We start from the raw sequence: 18,805 nt of genomic DNA on the forward strand, positions 1-18,805 counted from the left end.
TGGATACGATGCGAACGGTATGGCGCATCCACCTGACAGCTGGCAGCACCTCTGAGAGAGAGGCGGGGGCCATGCGATCGATGAGCCGCACCGGACTGGTGAGCGCGGGTCTGGGACTGGGCGCGACCGTCGGATTCTTCGGCAGTCTGCTCAGGGAACGCAGCGCTCTGACAGCCGCTCGCGATGCTGCGGGCGAAGGAAGCGAGGAACAGCCTTCATGGGGCGTCGGCTCGTACCGCTCACGCTGGACAACCTTCAGGACCTTCCCCAGCGCTGTCGCTCGTGTGTCTTCTGGGAACTGGATCCCGTCAGCGGCGAAGCAGCGGTGAGAGCGGGTACATCCGCGCTGGAGAAGGAATCCTGGATCTCCGCCGTCCTGCTCGACTGGGGATCGTGCGGCCGTGTGGTCTATGTCGACGACGTGCCGGTGGGCTTTGTGCTCTACGCTCCGCCCGCCTACGTCCCGCGCTCCACGGCGTTCCCCACGAGCCCGGTTTCATCGGACGCCGTGCAGCTCATGACCGGCTTCATCATGCCCGGCTATCAGGGGCAGGGGCTCGGACGCGTGATGGTGCAGACGGTCGCCAAAGATCTGCTGCGACGGGGCTTCAAGGCCATCGAGGCGTTCGGCGACGCCCGCTACAAGGAGTCGGCCTGTCTGCTGCCTGCCGAGCATCTGTTGGCCGTGGGCTTCAAGACGGTCCGGCAGCACCCCTTGCACCCCAGGCTGCGGCTGGAGCTACGGACGACGCTCTCCTGGAAGGAAGACGTGGAGATGGCGCTCGACCGGCTTCTGGGGGCCGTACAGAAGGAACCAGCGCTTCGGCCGCTGTGAGTGCCTCAAAGCGAATGGGCCAACCCCAAGGGGTTGGCCCATTCGTGTTTCACGTGAAACATCACTCGGCGATGAAGTCCTCGAGGTCGCGGACAAGCGCGGCCTTGGGCTTGGCGCCGACGATGGTCTTGGCGACCTCGCCACCCTGGTAGACGTTCAGGGTCGGGATCGACATGACGCCGTACTTGGCCGCCGTGGTCGGGTTCTCGTCGATGTTCAGCTTGACGATCTCGATCTTCTCGCCGTGCTCGGCGGCGATCGCCTCAAGCGACGGGGCGATCTGGCGGCACGGGCCGCACCACTCGGCCCAGAAGTCCACCAGGACGGGCTTGTCGCTCTTGAGGACGACCTCTTCGAAGTCGGCGTCGGTCACATGCTTCAGAGTGCCGGCCACGGCGGGCTCCTTTATTTGATCGTGCGGTGGGGCGGAAGGGGGAAGGTCAGACGGAGGTCGTCTCGGGCTCGGCCTTCTCCTCGTCCGCGAGGGCGGAGAGGAAACGCTCGGCGTCGAGAGCGGCGGAGCAGCCGGTGCCGGCTGCGGTGATTGCCTGGCGGTAGGTGTGGTCGACCACATCACCGGCGGCGAAGACACCGGTCAGGTTGGTGAGCGTCGAGGGGGACGCGACCTTGAGGTAGCCCTCCTCGTCGAGGTCCAGCTGGCCCTTGAAGAGCTCGGTGCGCGGGTCGTGGCCGATCGCGATGAACAGGCCGGTCACCGGCAGGTCGGAGAGCTCGCCGGTCTTGACGTTGCGCAGCTTCAGACCGGCCAGCTTCTGCTCACCCTGGACCTCGGCGATCTCGCTGTCCCAGGCGAACTTGATCTTCGGGTCGGCGAACGCGCGCTCCTGCATCGCCTTGGAGGCACGCAGGGTGTCCCGCCGGTGGACGATCGTCACGGACTTGGCGAACCGGGAGAGGAAGGTCGCCTCCTCCATCGCGGTGTCGCCGCCGCCGATCACGGCGATGTCCTGGTCCTTGAAGAAGAACCCGTCACAGGTGGCACACCAGGAGACGCCACGTCCGGAGAGGGCGTCCTCGTTCGGAAGACCGAGCTTGCGGTGCTGCGAGCCGGTGGTGACGATGACGGCCTTCGCCTTGTGGACCGTGCCGGCGGTGTCGGTGACGGTCTTGATCTCACCGGTCAGGTCGACGGAGACGACGTCGTCCGGAACCAGCTCGGCACCGAAACGCTCGGCCTGGGCGCGCATGTTGTCCATGAGGTCGGGGCCCATGATGCCGTCGCGGAAGCCCGGGAAGTTCTCCACCTCGGTGGTGTTCATCAGGGCACCGCCCGCTGTGACGGCCCCCTCGAACACCAGGGGCTTCAGCGACGCGCGCGCGGTGTAGAGCGCCGCCGTGTAGCCGGCGGGCCCGGAGCCGATGATGATCACGTTACGGACGTCGCTCACGGCTTGATTCCTCGTCTCTGGTCTACGTCATTCGACCGGTGGGAGTTCTTCTCAGAAGCTCTCACACCACCCAACGGATCCTAAGGGGCGCGCATTCCCGGTGTGTCCGGGCACACGGGGATCCCACACCGTACGGATTTCCACGCTGGGGCGAGACGATGCGTTCCCCCTCTGAAGCGGTTCCGGGGGAACACTCAGGGATGGGTCAGGGACTCCGTCAGGAGGACCTTGCCGGTGGACGCGGGCGCCTTGCCGGCACAGGACGCGTCGACGATGTACGCCGTCACCCGGGAAGCATCGGAGGCGTCGGGGAGTACGACGAGGTAGGCGTCCTTCCCCTCGTACGTCCCCTTCTTCGCACCCAGGGCGTCGCCGGTCTGGGTGATGCCCTGGCGGACACAGTCGGGTACCCGTGTCGAGGGCTGGAGCAGGATTTTCGGGCTCTGTGTCGAGTCCGGCTGGCCGGTGGCCTGGGACTCGACACTGAAGGGCTTCTGGGAGCCTCGCTGTGTGCCTGTCTTCGTACCGAGGAGGTCCTTCACCTGGCCCTGGAGGGTGCTCTGGGAAAAGGTCACCGCGGAGCTCGTCGGCTTGCCCTGAGCTGTCGTCGGCCCATTGCCGCCGAGCGACTGGAGGAGGAAGGAACCGGCGCCCAGGACGGCTGCGGTGAAGACAGCGCCGAGGACGACCGTCCGGTGGCGTCGGCCGCGACCACGTCCGCGCTCCTTGCGGCCGGGACCGGCAGAGGCATTCGACCGCCCGGCAGGGCGGTCCCCCGGCGACGACATTTCGAGGGGCGATGTTTCACGTGAAACATGTGCCTCAGATGCCGTGGCGTTCAGCAGAGCCTCGGCCGCGAGTGCGGCGTCGATCCGGCCGGCGACATCGGCCGGCATACGCGGCGGACCCGGCAGAGCGCCCAGCAGACCCCGGATCTCCTCCAGCGAGGTGTGGACGTCGGCACAGAGCTCGCACTCGTCCAGATGCCGTCGCACTTCTGCGGTCCGGGTGGGGGGCAGCAGGCCCTCGGTGAGGTCGGAGATCTCCGCGACGTCCGGGTGCCCGGTCGTGTCTGTCGTCGAAGTCACGCTCGCCCACCTCCGCCCTTCACTGCGGCTGAATCACTCGGCCCGGTGTCCTGCGGGCCCCTTTTCTGAGGCCCCGCTGCGGGTGGGACGGATGTCCCCTCCGCCCGGTTCCGTGCCGGGTCCGGGTCATTCTCGTCACCGGTGCTTTCCGGCCGTAGATGGGTGAGCAGCGGAAGGAGTCTGGCTCTGCCGCGAGCGCAGCGGCTCTTCACCGTCCCTGTGGGCACATCGAGGATCCGGGCCGCCTCGGCGACCGGGTAGCCCTGCATGTCCACGAGGACGAGGGCGGCCCGCTGGTCGTGGGGCAGGGTGCCGAGGGCTTCCAGGAGCTGGCGGTGCAGGTCGTTCCGCTCGGCCGGAGCGGAGGCCGATTCATGCGGCTCCAGCAGTTGCTCCAGCCGCTCGGTGTCATCGACGGGGGCGGTCTTGCGGGAGGCCGCCTTACGGGCACGGTCGAGGCAGGCGTTCACCGTGATCCGGTGCAGCCACGTTGTGACGGCCGACTGGCCCCGGAAGGTGTGGGCGGCCCTGTAGGCGGAGACCAGGGCGTCCTGGACGGCGTCAGCGGCTTCCTCGCGGTCCCCCAGGGTCCGCAGGGCGACCGCCCAGAGCCGGTCCCGGTGCCGCCGCACGATCTCACCGAAGGCATCGGGGTCGCCCTCCACATGGCGGGTGAGCAGATCCTGGTCGCTCACTCCGCCGTATCCGGCGCCCTCCGTCATCTGCCCCTCCGCCTTCGGCCTTTCGCTCAGCTGGTCACCTTGATGTCTGCCACCCGCCCGCGGTAGGTGCCTTCGTCCGTTAGCGGCAGCTTGGTCAGCCAGACGAGCAAGTAGCGGGACTTGAGGGACTCGCCCGGCTTGAGGGTGACGCTGGTACCCGAACCACTGGCGACCTTCGTGTAGGAGTCGAAGGACGTCGGCTCGGAGCCGGCGGCGTTGGATGCGGCGCGCAACTCGACGGACGTGTCTCCCACGAAGGTAACGGTCACCTTCCCGATCTGCTGGACCTTGCCGAGATCGAGAATGACGCCGAGGCCGGGCTTCAGGTTTCCGAAGGTGGCGCCCTTGTAGAAGTCGGTCTGCCAGTAGGTCGACAGGCTCTTGTCGTAGACCTTGCCGATATCGGCCGGCTTCTCGGACCCGTCGCCGAACGGGTCGAAGTCCCGGGCACTGCTGATGGCGATCGGTTGGTTGACCACCTTCGGTGCCTTCTTGTCCCCGTCGTCCGTCGGCTGGGTGTTGTTGGTGTCGCCGGACTTGTCGCCCTGGTTCATCAGGGCGTCCGCGAGCTGCCAGCTGCCCAGGCCCAGGGCGGCGATGAGGAGGGCCGAGACGGCCCACTTCAGCGCTTTGCCCGTGCGGCTCTGCAGCGGGGGCGGCGGAGCCTGGAGCGGCTGTGTCATGCCGGGCGGCGTGGGACGGCCGTAGGTGCCCTGCTGGTACGTGGTGCGCTGGTACTCGGGCGGTGCCGTGAACGCCGGCTCCGGCGGACGGACGCGGGGCATCTCACCGATCGCCTTCACCAGCTCCTCCGGCGTGGTGCACGCGGACTCGTGACGGGAGGCGGTCGCGCCGTCGTTGACCAGAGCCCGCATGGTGAGCTCGGACAGGCCGCGGTGGACACCGGCACGTACCTGGTCGGGGGCGATCAGGCCGACGTCCTTGGGCAGACCGGCCAGACCGTAGGCGTCGCTCTCGTACGGCCAGCGCTGGGTCAGCGCCGCGTACAGCAGGGCGCCGATCGCCTCGGTGTCGGCGCGCTGCGGGGTGTCGGAACTGATGCCGCGCAGCGCCGCGTTCACCGCGAGGCCGCGGATGCGCCACTGGCCGGTGGAGGTGCGCAGCACGGCGTTCGGGTTGAGGCGGAGATGGGCCAGCCCCTCGCGGTGCGCTGCCGCCATGGCGGAGGCGATCTGACTGACCATCTGGTAGGCGTCGTGCGGCTCCAGCGGTCCGGCCGCGAGCAGCGCGGTCAGTTCGGTGGCGTCCGGGAGCCACTCGTGTACGACGTAGACGAGGTCGTTCTCCTCGACGGCGTCCAGCACCTGTACGAACCGGGGGTCGCCGAGCAGCGCGGCGGAGCGGGCTGCGGCCAGCACCGCCCGGGTGCGCGCATGGTCGGCGGGCAGGGTGTGCACGCCGACAGCACGCCGGAGTTTCTCGTCGACCGCACGCCAACTGCTGAATCCGTCCAGACGGGTGACGCACTCCTCAAGGCGGTAGCGTCTGGCCAGTTTGTGTCCGCTGTGCAGTTCCGGGGGTGCGGTCTTCTTCTCAGCACCCGCGTCTGTGCCGCTTCCCTGTGCCTTGTCGCTGTCCGTGTCCCGCTCCGGGTTCTGGGCCACCCCGTCGGCCGTGGACTGCTCCGCCTTGGCGGTCAGCGGCTCGTCACCGCTGTTGTCTGCCACGTCGACGGCAGCCGTGCTCCGTTCCGCCACCGTCGTTCCCTGCCTCCCCATCCGTTGCACGCTGTTCGACGCCGAAACCAATTGTGCCCACAGTCCCCCGCTATGCACGACACGCGGCGGCGAACGATGGTTGTGCGCTTACCCCTGCCTCAACGACCCAGGCGCCCGCGCACCATACCCACGAGGGAGTTGAGCTCCTCGATGCGCATGCGACGCGCGGCGATGTAGAAGACGCCGAGCAGGACCGCTCCGCCGGCCAGCAGCGCGGCGAAGGAACCGATCACACCCTGCCCCAGAGTGTGGCCGATGCCGTAGCAGGCCGCACCACTGAGCAGCGCCGCCGGTACGGAGGCGATGCAGAGCCTGGCATAGGTACGGGTGACCCGGGAGCCGTCCAGGTCGCCCCCGAGCCGCTTGCGCAGCCGCCGCCAGGCGACACCCACGCCGATCGCGTAGGCGAGGCCGTAGGAGGCGGCCATGCCGGCCACCGCCCAGCGGGCCGGGAGCACCATGTAACAGGCGACCGAGGCACCCGCGTTGACTGCGGCGACGATGACCGTGTTGTAGAAGGGGGTGCGGGTGTCCTCGTAGGCGTAGAACGCGCGCAGGACGACGTACTGCACCGAGTAGGGGATCAGGCCGAGGGCGAAGGCCATCAGCATGTACCCGATGTTGGTGGCCTCGCTGGTGCCCGAGGAACCGAAGATCAGGGTGGACATCGGGATGCCGAGGGCCAGGAACCCGAAGGCGATGGGGACGATCGCGACGGCGGTCGTCCTGAGGCCCTGCGAGATGTCGTCGCGGACGGCACCCGTGTCGTTCTCGGCGGCCGAGCGGGAGATCCGCGGCAGCAGCGCGGCCATCAGGGAGACCGTGATGATGGCCTGCGGCAGGCCCCAGATCAGCTGGGCGTTGGCGTAGGCGGCGAAACCGGTGCCGTCGACCGGGGAGTGCTTGCCGGCCGAGGTCGACAGCTGGGAGACGACGATCGCGCCCGCCTGGTTGGCGAGGACGAACAGGATGGTCCATTTGGCGAGCGTTGCCGCCTTGCCGAGTCCGTGTCCCCTCCAGTCGAAGCGCAGCCGCAGCCGGAAGCCGGTCTCGCGCAGGTAGGGGATCATCGCCAGGGACTGGACCACGAGGCCGAGCAGCACGCCGAGGCCGAGCAGCCGCTGGCCCTCCGGCGGGATGTTGGTGACCTTCATGCCGGAGTGCGCGGCGGTGCCGTACACCCAGATGAACAGGCCGAGGGTGACGATGATGACGATGTTGTTGAGGACCGGGGTCCACATCATCGCGCCGAACTTGCCCCGTGCGTTGAGGATCTGACCCATCACCACGTGGATGCCCATGAAGAAGATCGAGGGCAGGAAGTAGCGGACGAAGGTGATGCCGACCTGGTTGGCCGCCGGGTCACTGGCGACCGGGTCGGACAGCAGGCGGATGAGGAAGGGCGCGGCTGCGACGGTGGCAGCGGTGAGGAGGCCCAGTGCCACCATGACGAGGGTCAGCAGGCGGTTGGCGAACGCCTCGCCGCCGTCGTCGTCCTCCTTCATGGCGCGCACCAGCTGCGGCACGAAGACCGAGTTGAGGCCGCCGCCGACGGTCAGGATGTAGATCATCGTCGGTAGCTGGTAGGCGACCTGGAAGGTGTCGCCGAGCAGGCCCACGCCGAGCGCGGAGACGATCAGTGCGGAGCGGACGAAGCCGGTGAGGCGGGAGACCATCGTGCCCGCCGCCATCACGGCGCTCGACTTGAGCAGGCCGGCGGCCTTACCGCCCTTCTTCGCGGGGGCGGGCGCCGCGGCCGCGGCGGGCACGGCATTGAGGTTGAGTGTCTGGTCGGCCGAGGGAGCCGGAGGAGTCGGAGCCATCGGTGGAGCCGGTGCCTGGTACTGCGGCATCTGCGGCGGGCCTCCCGGGGAGGCTGCCGGACCGGGTACCGACGGGGGTTCCGACGGCAGCTGACCGCCGCCCTGCTGCGGATCCCGGTAGCCGCTCTGCTGCTGATCGCGGAAGAGATGTGCGAAGGCGTCGGGCTCGTGGCGCTCCTCACCGGAGTGCGAGACCAGGTCGTCCACGCCCACGAACTGGGTCGTGCGCGGGTTGTCGCCGTACGGCAGGTACTGGCTCGCGCCGTCCGGCTCCGGCGCCGGGGTCTGGGCCCACACATGCGGATCGGGGGCGTACGGCGACTGGGCGGGCTGCCCGTACAGCGGCTGCTGCGGGTAGGTGCCCGGCGCCGGCGGGGGGTGAGCGGCACGGTCGTAGAGCGCCTCGGCGACCGGGTCCTGGGCGGAGAGATCACGCGCCCGGTAGGGGTCCTGGTCGTAGGCGTCCTGGAGGTACATGTCAGCCGCGTGCTGCGGCGGGACCTGGCCGGGCTCCGGCGGCGGCTCGGGGTAGCCCGAACCGGCCGCGCCCTGGCCGCGTTCACCGTCGTACGGCGCGTTCATGGTTACCCCACCTCATCGTCCCGGGCCCACCGGCCACGACATCGCTCAACGGTCCACTCTCTCACCCGTCTCGGACGGGTCGGCGCTTTCCGGTGCGGTGTCCGGCGTCGGGTCACTCGGCTGCTCCGGGTCGTCTGCCCGGGACTGCGCGACGGACTCCTCCTGGAGACGATCCCCATGGGCAGCGGGGTTCCCCGGCCCATCGGTGTCCTCGGTGTCCCCTGGGCTCTCGGCCTCCGAGGCACCGGGAGCCTCCGGGTTGCCGGGAGCGTCCGGGGTGTCCTCGCCCGCCTCGTCGGGGCCGTCGTCCTCCTCGGCCCGCCGGGCGGCCGCCCGCTTGCGCTGGGTGTACATCCGGAAGCCGGCGAGGACCAGCAGCAGCACACCGCCGCCGATGACCAGCATCACCGTCGGCGTGACCTCGGTGACCTTCACGTCGAACTTGACGGGTGTGCCGTACTTCTGGCCGTCCTCGGTGTAGAGCTGGGCGGTGACCTCCACCCGGCCGTTGGCGTTGGCCGAGGTGGAGAACTTCACTGACTGGCTGTGGCCGCCGGACACCTCGACAGGCTGCTCGTAGTAGGGATTGCCGCCGATCTCCAGTCGGGTCGGCATGGTCGAGGTGAGCCGCAGGACGAGGTGGTTGACGCCCTGGACCAGATTGTTCTGGACGGTGACCGGGATGGTGGCGCTGCGGCCGGAGAGCTTGGTCTCGGACTTGTCGATCAGCTTGACCTGGCTGATGAGGTCGTCGAGCCAGGACTCCACGCTCGTGCGGAAGCTGTCCGCCTCACTGCCGCTGCCCCGCCACGACGTGGACATCTCGCGGTTTATGGCCCGCCCGAAGGGGGTCACCACCCGGGACTCGTCGGTGAGGATCACCTGGAAGTTGTCGAGCTTGTCCTGGGTGCGGGCGATCTGCTCGAAGGCCGTCCGGGGCAGCTCCTGCTTGCGCAGCGAGGACGGGTACGCGGACGACGAAGGGATCTTCGTGGTCGCGCCGGGGTCGGGCTTGGCCTTGGCGGCCGCCGCGAGATCCTGGACCTGCGACCAGTTGCTGTCCTGCAGCGCGGTGATCGCCGCCGCCATCGCCTGCGCCTGGCTCGCCGACGGCATCCGCTGCGGGGCGACGACGATACTGCGCTGCTTGTCGGTCTGGGTGTTCAGCGCCAGGCTCTGGGCGAGGAACTGCTGCACGGCGAGAGTGGACGAGTCGGCCTGCGTCAGATCGCCCTCGAAAGCCGTGGACAGCCGTGCGTCGGCGACCACCGCCGTCGTGCCGCCGCCGATCGGACGCGCTGCCGAGGGCGTGTAGGGCAGCCCGCCGGTCTCCTGGAGGCTGTCGCTGCGGGCGATCACCTTGTCGGCACCCGCCGAGGTGGCGACCTTGATGATCGAGGGGTCGACGGCGCCGTCCACGGGCCACGCGAAGTCGGTGTTCGGCGTGACATGGAGCACGGTCTTCACGGTGGTGGTGGCGACGTCGGTGGCGTCCTTGAGATGGCTCAGCGAGCCGGTCACGCTGGTGCCGTTGTGGGCGAGGGAGGCCAGGTCCGGGTCGGCGAAGGGGAGGGCCACCACTTCCCTGTCCGTCACCGCGTCCTGCAGGTCGGCCAGGAACTGCTTGGCCACCGCCTGATGGGTGCCGGCCGTGGTGGTGCCGTCGGCACCCTGGATCCGGTAGCTGCGGGTCATGGCGTCGACGGAGGCCAGCAGATCCGGGTCGATCACCCAGGTGACGTCAAGATCCTTGCCGAGCGCCAGCATCTGGGCCAGCCGGCCGCCCGGCGAGATCTCCTTGGCGAGGTCGTCGTTCTGGAAGACGGGCGTCTGGAGCTCGCCCGCACCCGTCTTCGCCGTCACATGGACGGTGGAGATCAGCGGCCACAGATACGTCGTCTTCGTCTTCGTGTCGGCCTCGGAGGACTGCCACGGCAGGAACGTGCGCTGGATACCGAGGACCTGGTCCCACTGCTGCGCGGCCGTCTTGCCGGACAGCGAGACGCCGAACTGGTACACGCCGTCCTGGCCGAGGTCGAGCTTGTCGACCGGCACGGAGATGCTGAACTGCTCGGCGACCCCCGGGCCGAGCGAGTCGAAGTCCTCGGTGTACTTGCCGCCGACCTCGGTGCCGAGGCTCGACTGGAGATCGTCGGAGTGCCGGGCGGCCGTGTCGATTTCGGAGCGCGTGCCGAGCAGGGAGCCCACCCGCAGGTCCACGTGCGCGTCTGTGACGGCCTGCTTGCCGTTGTTGGTCACCGTGCCCGAGACCGTGAGCGTGTCCCCGTCGCTGGGGGCGCTGGGGCTCAGCGAGTCCAGGGCGACGGACACGGTGTCCGAGCCGGCCGCCTGCGCCGGCGCTGCTGCGGGCAGCTGCATCAGTCCGGCCAGCAGGGGCGCACCCGCGAGCAGTGCCCCGGTGCGCCGCAGCCAGCGGCGGGCAGGTGAGGGCGTCCCCTGGAAGTCTGCCGCCTCGGCCACGCGCTCGTCCGTCCCTCGTCATCGTCAGTGGTCGTCGGAATGTGCGTCCACGCATGGTAACGAGGTGCGCTGAACGGAAGTGCCGCGGTGTGCTTCACAAGATCGGGAGATGCGATCGGACCGTCCCCTATATCCAGTATCGTCGGGATACTCTGTTAAGCGACGAGCGCTGTGCTTATTGGGGTATGGAGTGAGATGTCCCACCCTCTCCGCAGGGAGGTATTACATGGGGCGCTGCCGGAATATGGAGGCGCTTCGGACCGTCTGGGACACGTAGTCTGTTCTGTTGTGCCGAACGCCAATGAAGACAATCCCTCTGCCCTGAGCCAGGCGCAGCAGCGCGCGGTGAGCGAACTGCTGCGGGTGGCGCCCGTCGCCGACGACCTCGCCCGCCGATTCCAGGAGGCCGGGTTCTCGCTTGCCCTGGTCGGCGGCTCGGTCCGGGACGCGCTGCTGGGCCGGCTCGGCAACGACCTGGACTTCACGACCGACGCACGCCCCGAGGACGTACTGAAGATCGTCCGGCCCTGGGCGGACGCCGTCTGGGAGGTCGGGATCGCCTTCGGTACCGTCGGCGCGCAGAAGGATGCACGCGTCGGAGACGCTGTCAGGCCCTTTCAGATCGAGGTGACCACCTACCGGTCCGAGGCCTACGACCGCACCTCGCGCAAGCCCGAGGTGTCGTACGGCGACTCCATCGAGGAGGACCTCGTCCGCCGTGACTTCACGGTCAACGCGATGGCGGTGGCACTGCCGGAGAAGGAGTTCATCGACCCGTACGGCGGTCGAGAAGACCTGGCAAAGCGCGTGCTGCGCACCCCGGGGACGCCCGAGGAATCCTTCTCGGACGACCCGCTGCGGATGATGCGCGCCGCCCGCTTCGCCGCACAGCTCGACTTCGAGGTGGCACCCGAGGTCGTCGCGGCGATGAAGGACATGGCCGGCCGTCTGGAGATCGTCTCGGCCGAGCGGGTCCGGGACGAGCTGAACAAGCTGATCCTCTCCGCGCACCCGCGCAAGGGGCTGACCCTGCTCGTCGACACGGGCCTCGCCGACCATGTCCTGCCCGAACTGCCCGCCCTTCGGCTGGAGAGCGACGAGCACCACCGGCACAAGGACGTCTACGACCACACACTGATCGTCCTGGAACAGGCCATGGCGCTGGAGGAGACGGGTCCCGACCTCACCCTCCGTCTTGCCGCGCTGCTGCATGACATCGGCAAGCCGCGCACCCGCCGCTTCGAGAAGGACGGCCGGGTCTCGTTCCACCACCACGAGGTGGTCGGAGCGAAGATGACCAAGAAGCGCATGACGGCGTTGAAGTACTCCAACGAACTGGTGAAGGACGTCTCGCAGCTGGTCGAACTCCACCTGCGCTTCCACGGCTACGGCACCGGGGAGTGGACGGACTCTGCGGTCCGCCGCTACGTCCGCGACGCGGGCCCGCTGCTGGACCGACTGCACAAGCTCACCCGGTCCGACTGCACCACCCGCAACAAGCGAAAGGCCGCCGCGCTCTCCCGTGCCTACGACGGCCTGGAGCAGCGCATCGCCGAGCTCCAGGGGAAGGAGGAGCTCGACGCGATCCGCCCGGACCTCGACGGCAACCAGATCATGGAGATTCTGGGTATCCGCCCCGGCCCGGAGGTCGGCAAGGCCTACAAGCACATGCTGGAGCTGCGGCTGGAGAACGGGCCGATGGAGCACGACGCAGCGCTGGCCGCTCTCAAGGAGTGGTGGGCCGAGCAGGGCTGAGAATGTGCAGCGGGGTCATGTTTCACGTGAAACATGACCCGGCCGGAACACAGCGAGGGGCGATGTTTCACGTGAAACATCGCCCCTCGCCATGACCTCACTACGGTCTTGCGTGATTCTGCTGTGGCCGCCGGTTGCGCTGGAAGCGGTCCATGGCCACGGCAACCGCTGCGTAGACGAAGGCGACCGTGATGACGAGGGTCGCTGAGCGGCCGTCCGGCGGGAGCATCAGCGCGGCTACCGCCGCGGCCCCGACGAAGGCGACGTTGAAGAGCACGTCGTACACGGAGAAGATCCGGCCGCGGAAACCGTCGTCGACGGACGACTGCACGATGGTGTCCGTGGCGATCTTCGCGCCCTGGGTGATCAGCCCCAGGACGAAGGCGGCGACGAGCATGGGGACGGTCGTGAACGGGAGGCCCAGGGCGGGCTCCAGTACGGCGGCGGACGCGGCGCACACGACGATCCAGCGGCCGGGGCCGAGTCGCCCCGCGGTCCACGGCGTCACCATGGCGGCGGCGAAGAAGCCCGCGCCGGAGATCCCCAGAGCCAGCCCCAGTAGCCCGAGTCCGTTGTCCGGGTCCGACGAGAGGGCGTACCGGCACAGCATCAGCACCAGGACGAGCAGCGCGCCGTAGCAGAAGCGCATCGCCGTCATGCTGACCAGCGCCCACACCGCCTCACGGCGTCGCGGCGCGGCGAGATGCCGTATCGCTTCCAGAAGGTCGCGTGCGGTGGTGATCACGGCCATTCCCAGGCTCGGCTGTGTTGGGTGCCGGTCCGGGCCGAGAAGGTCGGGGGCCATGGTGAGGGAGGCAAGGGCCGAGCACAGGTACAGGGCGGCGCCCAGCAGCACCACCGCGGCATCGGAATCCGAGGCCACCAGCCGTACAGCAAAGGCGAGGCCGCCGCCGGCGGTCGCGGCAAGAGTGCCCGCGGTCGGGGACAGAGAGTTGGCGAGCACCAGCCGATCGGTGTCGACCACTCGTGGCAACGCGGCGGACAGACCCGAAAGGACGAAGCGGTTGACGGCCGTGACGCACAGGGCGGAGACGTAGAAGAGCCAGTCGGGAACGTGGCTGACCATGAGGACCGCGGTGGCCGCAGCCAGCAGCGCACGCAGCAGATTGCCGTAGAGGAAGATCTGGCGTCGGCGCCAGCGGTCCAGCAGGACGCCGGCGAAGGGGCCCACGAGGGAGTACGGGAGGAGCAGGACGGCCATGGCCGAGGCGATCGCGGCCGGCGAGGTCTGCTTCTCCGGGGAGAAGACGACGTAGGCGGCGAGGGCGACCTGGTAGACGCCGTCGGCCCCCTGGGAGAGCAGGCGTATGACGAGTAGACGGCGGAAGTTCCGCAGGCGCAGCAGGACACGCAGGTCGCGGACGACGGGCATGGGGCACAGCCTCACATATGGGGCCGCGCACAGGAGAAGGGTCCCCGGATCGGATGAACCGGAGACCCTCTGAGCCCTGGCAGGAGCGATTTTTTTGGCGAACCTGATCTTTGGAGCTTCAGCGCCCGGCGGTGTGCCGGGTCAGCGCTCGACGTCGCCGCGGATGAACTTCTCCACGTTCTCGCGGGCCTCGTCGTCGAAGTACTGGACCGGCGGGGACTTCATGAAGTAGCTGGACGCGGAGAGGATCGGGCCGCCGATGCCGCGGTCCTTGGCGATCTTCGCGGCGCGCAGGGCGTCGATGATGACACCCGCGGAGTTCGGGGAGTCCCAGACCTCGAGCTTGTACTCCAGGTTCAGCGGGACGTCACCGAAGGCACGGCCCTCGAGGCGGACGTAGGCCCACTTGCGGTCGTCCAGCCAGGCCACGTAGTCGGACGGGCCGATGTGGACGTTCTTCTCGCCGAGGTCCCGGTCGGGGATCTGGGAGGTGACGGCCTGCGTCTTGGAGATCTTCTTGGACTCAAGGCGGTCACGCTCGAGCATGTTCTTGAAGTCCATGTTGCCGCCGACGTTCAGCTGCATCGTGCGGTCCAGGACGACGCCCCGGTCCTCGAACAGCTTCGCCATGACGCGGTGCGTGATGGTGGCGCCGACCTGCGACTTGATGTCGTCACCGACGATCGGGACACCGGCCTCGGTGAACTTGTCCGCCCACTCCTTGGTGCCGGCGATGAAGACCGGGAGGGCGTTGACGAAGGCGACCTTGGCGTCGATGGCGCACTGGGCGTAGAACTTCGCCGCGTCCTCGGAACCGACGGGCAGGTAGCAGACGAGGACGTCGACCTGCTTGTCCTTGAGGATCTGGACGACGTCGACCGGCTCGGCCTCGGACTCCTCGATGGTCAGGCGGTAGTACTTACCGAGACCGTCGAGGGTGTGGCCGCGCTGGACGGTGACACCACTGTTGGGCACGTCGCAGATCTTGATGGTGTTGTTCTCGGAGGCGCCGATGGCGTCCGCCAGGTCGAGGCCGACCTTCTTGGCGTCCACGTCGAACGCAGCGACGAACTCGACGTCCTTGACGTGGTAGTCGCCGAACTGGACGTGCATCAGGCCGGGGACCTTGGACGCCGGGTCGGCGTCCTTGTAGTACTCGACTCCCTGCACCAGCGACGCGGCGCAGTTGCCCACGCCTACGATGGCTACGCGAACCGAACCCATTCCGGTTGCTCCCTGTGTGTACGAGTGAGGCCCTGAACGGGTCTCACGTGGCGGTGTCGTCGGGCGTATCCGGTCGGAGAGGTTCCCCGGACCGGGGCAGGACGCCCGGCGCTCCATTGGTGGTGTTCTGCTGAGCGGACCCCCCGGAAGCGGAACCCTTCAGGTCCCGCCCGGCCCGCTCGCTCTCGATGAGCTCGTTCAGCCAGCGCACTTCGCGCTCCACGGACTCCATCCCGTGGCGCTGGAGCTCAAGCGTGTAGTCGTCGAGGCGCTCCCGGGTGCGCGCCAGCGAGGCGCGCATCTTCTCCAGGCGCTCCTCCAGCCGGCTGCGGCGGCCCTCCAGCACGCGCATCCGCACATCGCGCGAGGTCTGCCCGAAGAAGGCGAACCGCGCCGCGAAGTGCTCGTCCTCGTACGCGTCGGGACCGGTCTGGGACAGGAGCTCCTCGAAGTGCTCCTTACCTTCGGCAGTCAACCGGTAGACGATCTTGGCACGGCGGCCGGCGAGCGGTGCGGCGAGGGCGTCCTCGGCGGTGTTGCCCGGCTCCTCGATCAACCAGCCGGTGGCGACCAGCGTCTTGAGGCAGGGGTAGAGCGTCCCGTAGCTGAAGGCACGGAAGACGCCCAGAGATGTGTTGAGCCGTTTCCGCAGCTCATAGCCGTGCATCGGGGACTCGCGGAGCAGGCCGAGGATGGCGAACTCAAGGATGCCGGAGCGCCGGCTCATGGTCGCCTCCTCTCGTCCGCGGTTCGCTTATCTCGTTCTGATGTATCGGCTCGATACATCCCGACGATAGATCGGCATTCCCCGTGCGACAAGAGGAGCGACGGTGAACGGGATCACATCACCGATTCGTTGGAGGCAAGTTGCCTGATTTGGGGTGAACTTCGGGGCTCGGCGGGTTTTGGTGGTGCGTAGTCTGTGCGGCATGCACACCACCGGGAACCAAGTGACGCCTGGGGGGCGTCCACGTCCCCGGTGCAGTACGGGTGAATGCAGGACCGACCACATCCGTACTTTGGGGGGACCGGAAACCAGCCGCCGTTCCAGGCGCGCAAGGGTGCGCCTGCCCGAGGAGTAATCGTTCGATGAGCGAGCACCGTCGCAAACCGCCGCCGCCGCAGGGAGGCGGACGTGCCGCGGCCCGACGCGGCCAGTCCGGACCGTCCTCCGGCCGCCGTGCGGCACCGCGAGGCGCCACCGGGTCTCTTTCCGACTCCTATGGGTCCAGTTCCTATGGGTCGGACTCGGACTCGGGAGGCGAGGAGCGTCCGTACGGCAGCCGTGCCGAGGCACGCCGGGCGACGCAGAGAAGCACGGGTAGCAGCCGCCGCAGAGCGGCCGACAACGGGAGTCGCGGTCCGGGTGGTCCTGCCGGGCCCGGGCGTGGCAGAGGCAGGGCGTCGACGGCGCCCGGCAAGAAGCGCCTCATCGACTACCCCAGGGCGAACAGATTCGGCTGGCGCCGCTGGGTGCCTTCCTGGAGGCTCGTCTCGGGGCTGTGCATCACCTTCTTCGGCAGCCTGGTGGCGCTGGTCGGCGTCAGCTATGCCATGGTGGGCGTCCCGAACGAGAACACGGCGGCGCAGTCCCAGAACAACGTCTACTACTGGGCCGACGGCAAGCAGATGGTCGCGACGGGCACCGGCGTCAACCGGCAGAACGTCAACATCGCCCAGATCCCCGAAGCCATGCAGAACGCCGTGATCTCGGCGGAGAACAAGAGCTTCTACACGGACCCGGGCGTCGACTTCAAGGGCATCGCCCGCGCGCTCGTCAACATGGCCCAGGGCGGTCAGACGCAGGGTGGTTCGACGATCACCCAGCAGTTCGTCAAGAACACCTACCTCAGCCAGGACCAGACGCTCACCCGCAAGTTCAAGGAGATGTTCATCTCCATCAAGGTGGGCACCAAGTTCAGCAAGCCGCAGATCCTCCAGGGCTACCTGAACACCTCGTACTTCGGTCGTGGCGCCTACGGCATCCAGGCCGCCGCCCAGACCTACTACGGCGTGGACGCGAAGGACCTCAAACCGAGCCAGTGCGCTGTCCTGGCGGCCCTTCTCAAGGGGGCGACCTACTACGACCCCGCGGGCAACCCGGACATCGACACCGCGGCCTCCCCGACGGCCAATTACCAGCGCTCGCACGACCGTTGGGCCTGGATCCTCGAGGAGATGCACAAGGACCAGCACCTCACCGACGCCGAGTACCAGACGGCCGTCAAGAAGTACCCGATGCCCCAGGGCCGCAAGGCGGTCAAGGGCATGACCGGCCAGATCAGCTATCTCGCCGACACGGCCAAGAAGTACGTCCTCTCGCACTCCAACATCACGGAGACGCGGTTCGACCAGGGCGGCTTCCAGATCTACACGACCTTCCAGAAGGACAAGGTCAACGCGCTGAGCGCGGCCGTGGAGAAGGTCCAGAAGGCGCGTCTGGACCCGAAGAACCGGGACAAGGACAAGTACGTCCAGTTCGGTGCCGCGTCGGTGGTGCCCAACGACGGCGCGATCGTCGCCCTGTACGGCGGTGCCGGCTACGAGAACAACCACTTCACCAACAACGCCGACACCTCCGGTGTCCCCGTCGGTTCGACGTGGAAGCCCTTCGTCCTGGCCGCCGCCATGCAGTACGGGACGTACAAGACCTCTCCCGACGGGGTCTCGCCGCTGAGCAAGTACAACGGCAACGACCATCTCAAGGTCATGAACGAGGACGGCACCGCTGTCCTGAACAAGGACGGCTCGACGTTCTTCCAGAACAACGAGAGCAACTATCGCTGGGGATACATCACCCTGCGCAAGGCGATGGAGCAGTCGATCAACACGCCGTTCGTGCAGCTCGGCTGGGACGTCGGTATGTCGCACGTGAGGGACGTGGCCAGCCGGTCCGGCATCCTGGACAGCAGTTTCGCGACCCTCAACCCGTCCTTCGCCCTCGGTACGTCGACTCCGAGCGCGATCCGCATGGCCGACGCCTACGCGACCTTCGCCGCCTCCGGCAAGCACGCGGACCCGTATTCGGTGACCGAGGTCAAGCAGGACGGAACCGACCTGCAGGGCTTCAGCAAGCCGAAGGTGACCAGCGCGATGCCCGAGAACATCGCGAACAACGTCACCGACACCCTGGAGAACGTCATCCAGAACGGTACGGGTACCAACGCCAAGGCTCTGGGCCGTACGGCGGCGGGCAAGACCGGTACCACCGACAGCAACAAGTCTGCCTGGTTCGTCGGCTACACCCAGCAGCTGGCCACGTCGGTGGCGATGTTCCGTGAGAACCCGAAGGACGCCGAGCTGCTCTCCATGAACGGCACCGCCGGCGTGGCGTCCATCCATGGTGGTGACATCCCGACCTCGGTGTGGACCGAGTACATGGAGTCCGCGCTGAAGGGCAAGAACGACCCCGGTTTCCCGGACGCCACCAAGGTCGGTGAGATCGCCGACGAGGCGGGGGCTCCCTCCCCGACGCCGACCGTCAGCATCACGCCGAGCGAGACGCCCACCGAGACGCCGAGCGCCACGCCCAGCGAGACGGCCACCTCCCCGTCGCCCACGGTGACGGAAACCTGCCAGTTCGCCTTCAACTGCTCCACCGACGGCGGTGACACCGGCAGCACGTCCGGTACGACGTCCTCGCCGACGGCCACGGAGACAACTGGCGAAGGGAGCACCAGAGGCAATGCCAACGGTGGAGGGAACCTCTTCGGCGGGTCGACCGGCTAGCCGCGGTCCGACCGGTTGGTGACTA

13 protein-coding genes are annotated in these 18,805 nt (G+C 68.1%); 3 read left to right on the forward strand and 10 right to left on the reverse strand.

Annotated elements, in window-relative coordinates; genetic code table 11:
* Positions 1-217: 217 nt before the first annotated feature.
* Positions 218-835, forward strand: a complete 618-nt coding sequence (locus KVT45_RS08860) for a GNAT family N-acetyltransferase (RefSeq protein WP_217545954.1) — start codon at positions 218-220, stop codon at positions 833-835.
* 61 nt (positions 836-896) lie between these two features.
* On the opposite strand, the gene trxA is transcribed toward KVT45_RS08860, so the two are convergent.
* The 7 genes from trxA to KVT45_RS08895 all read right to left on the reverse strand — a co-directional run bounded on the left by trxA (position 897) and on the right by KVT45_RS08895 (position 10,679).
* Complete coding sequence (gene trxA, locus KVT45_RS08865) at positions 897-1,229, reverse strand: thioredoxin (protein WP_123975726.1); 333 nt, start codon at positions 1,227-1,229, stop codon at positions 897-899.
* Positions 1,230-1,275: 46 nt separating this feature from the next.
* Positions 1,276-2,244, reverse strand: coding sequence for a thioredoxin-disulfide reductase (trxB, locus tag KVT45_RS08870; protein WP_217545955.1), 969 nt, complete (start codon positions 2,242-2,244; stop codon positions 1,276-1,278).
* 194 nt (positions 2,245-2,438) lie between these two features.
* Positions 2,439-3,332: an anti-sigma factor gene (locus KVT45_RS08875; protein WP_217545956.1), complete on the reverse strand. Its 894-nt coding sequence runs from the start codon at positions 3,330-3,332 to the stop codon at positions 2,439-2,441.
* Entirely contained in the window at positions 3,329-4,054 is a 726-nt protein-coding gene (gene sigM / locus KVT45_RS08880) for an RNA polymerase sigma factor SigM (RefSeq protein ID WP_217545957.1), read from the reverse strand. Before sigM ends, KVT45_RS08875 begins: the two co-directional genes overlap by 4 nt.
* 26 nt (positions 4,055-4,080) lie before the next feature.
* A complete protein-coding gene (locus tag KVT45_RS08885; protein ID WP_217545958.1) occupies positions 4,081-5,772 on the reverse strand; it encodes a protein kinase family protein in 1,692 nt (563 codons plus the stop codon).
* A 119-nt stretch (positions 5,773-5,891) separates the two neighbouring features.
* A complete protein-coding gene (gene murJ, locus KVT45_RS08890; protein ID WP_217545959.1) occupies positions 5,892-8,198 on the reverse strand; it encodes a murein biosynthesis integral membrane protein MurJ in 2,307 nt (768 codons plus the stop codon).
* 45 nt (positions 8,199-8,243) lie between these two features.
* The gene (locus KVT45_RS08895) at positions 8,244-10,679 is read right to left on the reverse strand and encodes a DUF6049 family protein (protein WP_217545960.1); all 2,436 of its coding nucleotides are present in this window, start codon (positions 10,677-10,679) and stop codon (positions 8,244-8,246) included.
* Positions 10,680-10,967: 288 nt separating this feature from the next.
* Here KVT45_RS08895 and KVT45_RS08900 point away from each other — a divergent pair, with 288 nt between their 5' ends.
* Positions 10,968-12,434 carry a CCA tRNA nucleotidyltransferase gene (locus KVT45_RS08900; RefSeq protein ID WP_217545961.1) on the forward strand — a complete coding sequence of 489 codons (1,467 nt, stop codon included), beginning with the start codon at positions 10,968-10,970 and terminating at the stop codon, positions 12,432-12,434.
* Between the two features lie 100 nt (positions 12,435-12,534).
* Here the strand turns inward: KVT45_RS08900 and KVT45_RS08905 are convergent, their stop codons facing one another.
* The 3 genes from KVT45_RS08905 to KVT45_RS08915 form a co-directional block, all read right to left on the reverse strand.
* The gene (locus KVT45_RS08905; RefSeq protein ID WP_217545962.1) at positions 12,535-13,827 is read right to left on the reverse strand and encodes an MFS transporter; all 1,293 of its coding nucleotides are present in this window, start codon (positions 13,825-13,827) and stop codon (positions 12,535-12,537) included.
* 141 nt (positions 13,828-13,968) lie between these two features.
* Positions 13,969-15,051, reverse strand: coding sequence for an inositol-3-phosphate synthase (locus tag KVT45_RS08910; protein WP_217545963.1), 1,083 nt, complete (start codon positions 15,049-15,051; stop codon positions 13,969-13,971).
* Between the two features lie 43 nt (positions 15,052-15,094).
* Positions 15,095-15,778: a PadR family transcriptional regulator gene (locus KVT45_RS08915; protein WP_217545964.1), complete on the reverse strand. Its 684-nt coding sequence runs from the start codon at positions 15,776-15,778 to the stop codon at positions 15,095-15,097.
* Between the two features lie 746 nt (positions 15,779-16,524).
* Here KVT45_RS08915 and KVT45_RS08920 point away from each other — a divergent pair.
* A complete protein-coding gene (locus tag KVT45_RS08920) occupies positions 16,525-18,780 on the forward strand; it encodes a transglycosylase domain-containing protein (RefSeq protein ID WP_308310681.1) in 2,256 nt (751 codons plus the stop codon).
* Positions 18,781-18,805: the final 25 nt, after the last annotated feature.

It is taken from the genome of Streptomyces sp. GbtcB6 (assembly GCF_019091475.1).
GTDB classification, from domain to species: Bacteria; Actinomycetota; Actinomycetes; order Streptomycetales; family Streptomycetaceae; genus Streptomyces; species Streptomyces hyaluromycini.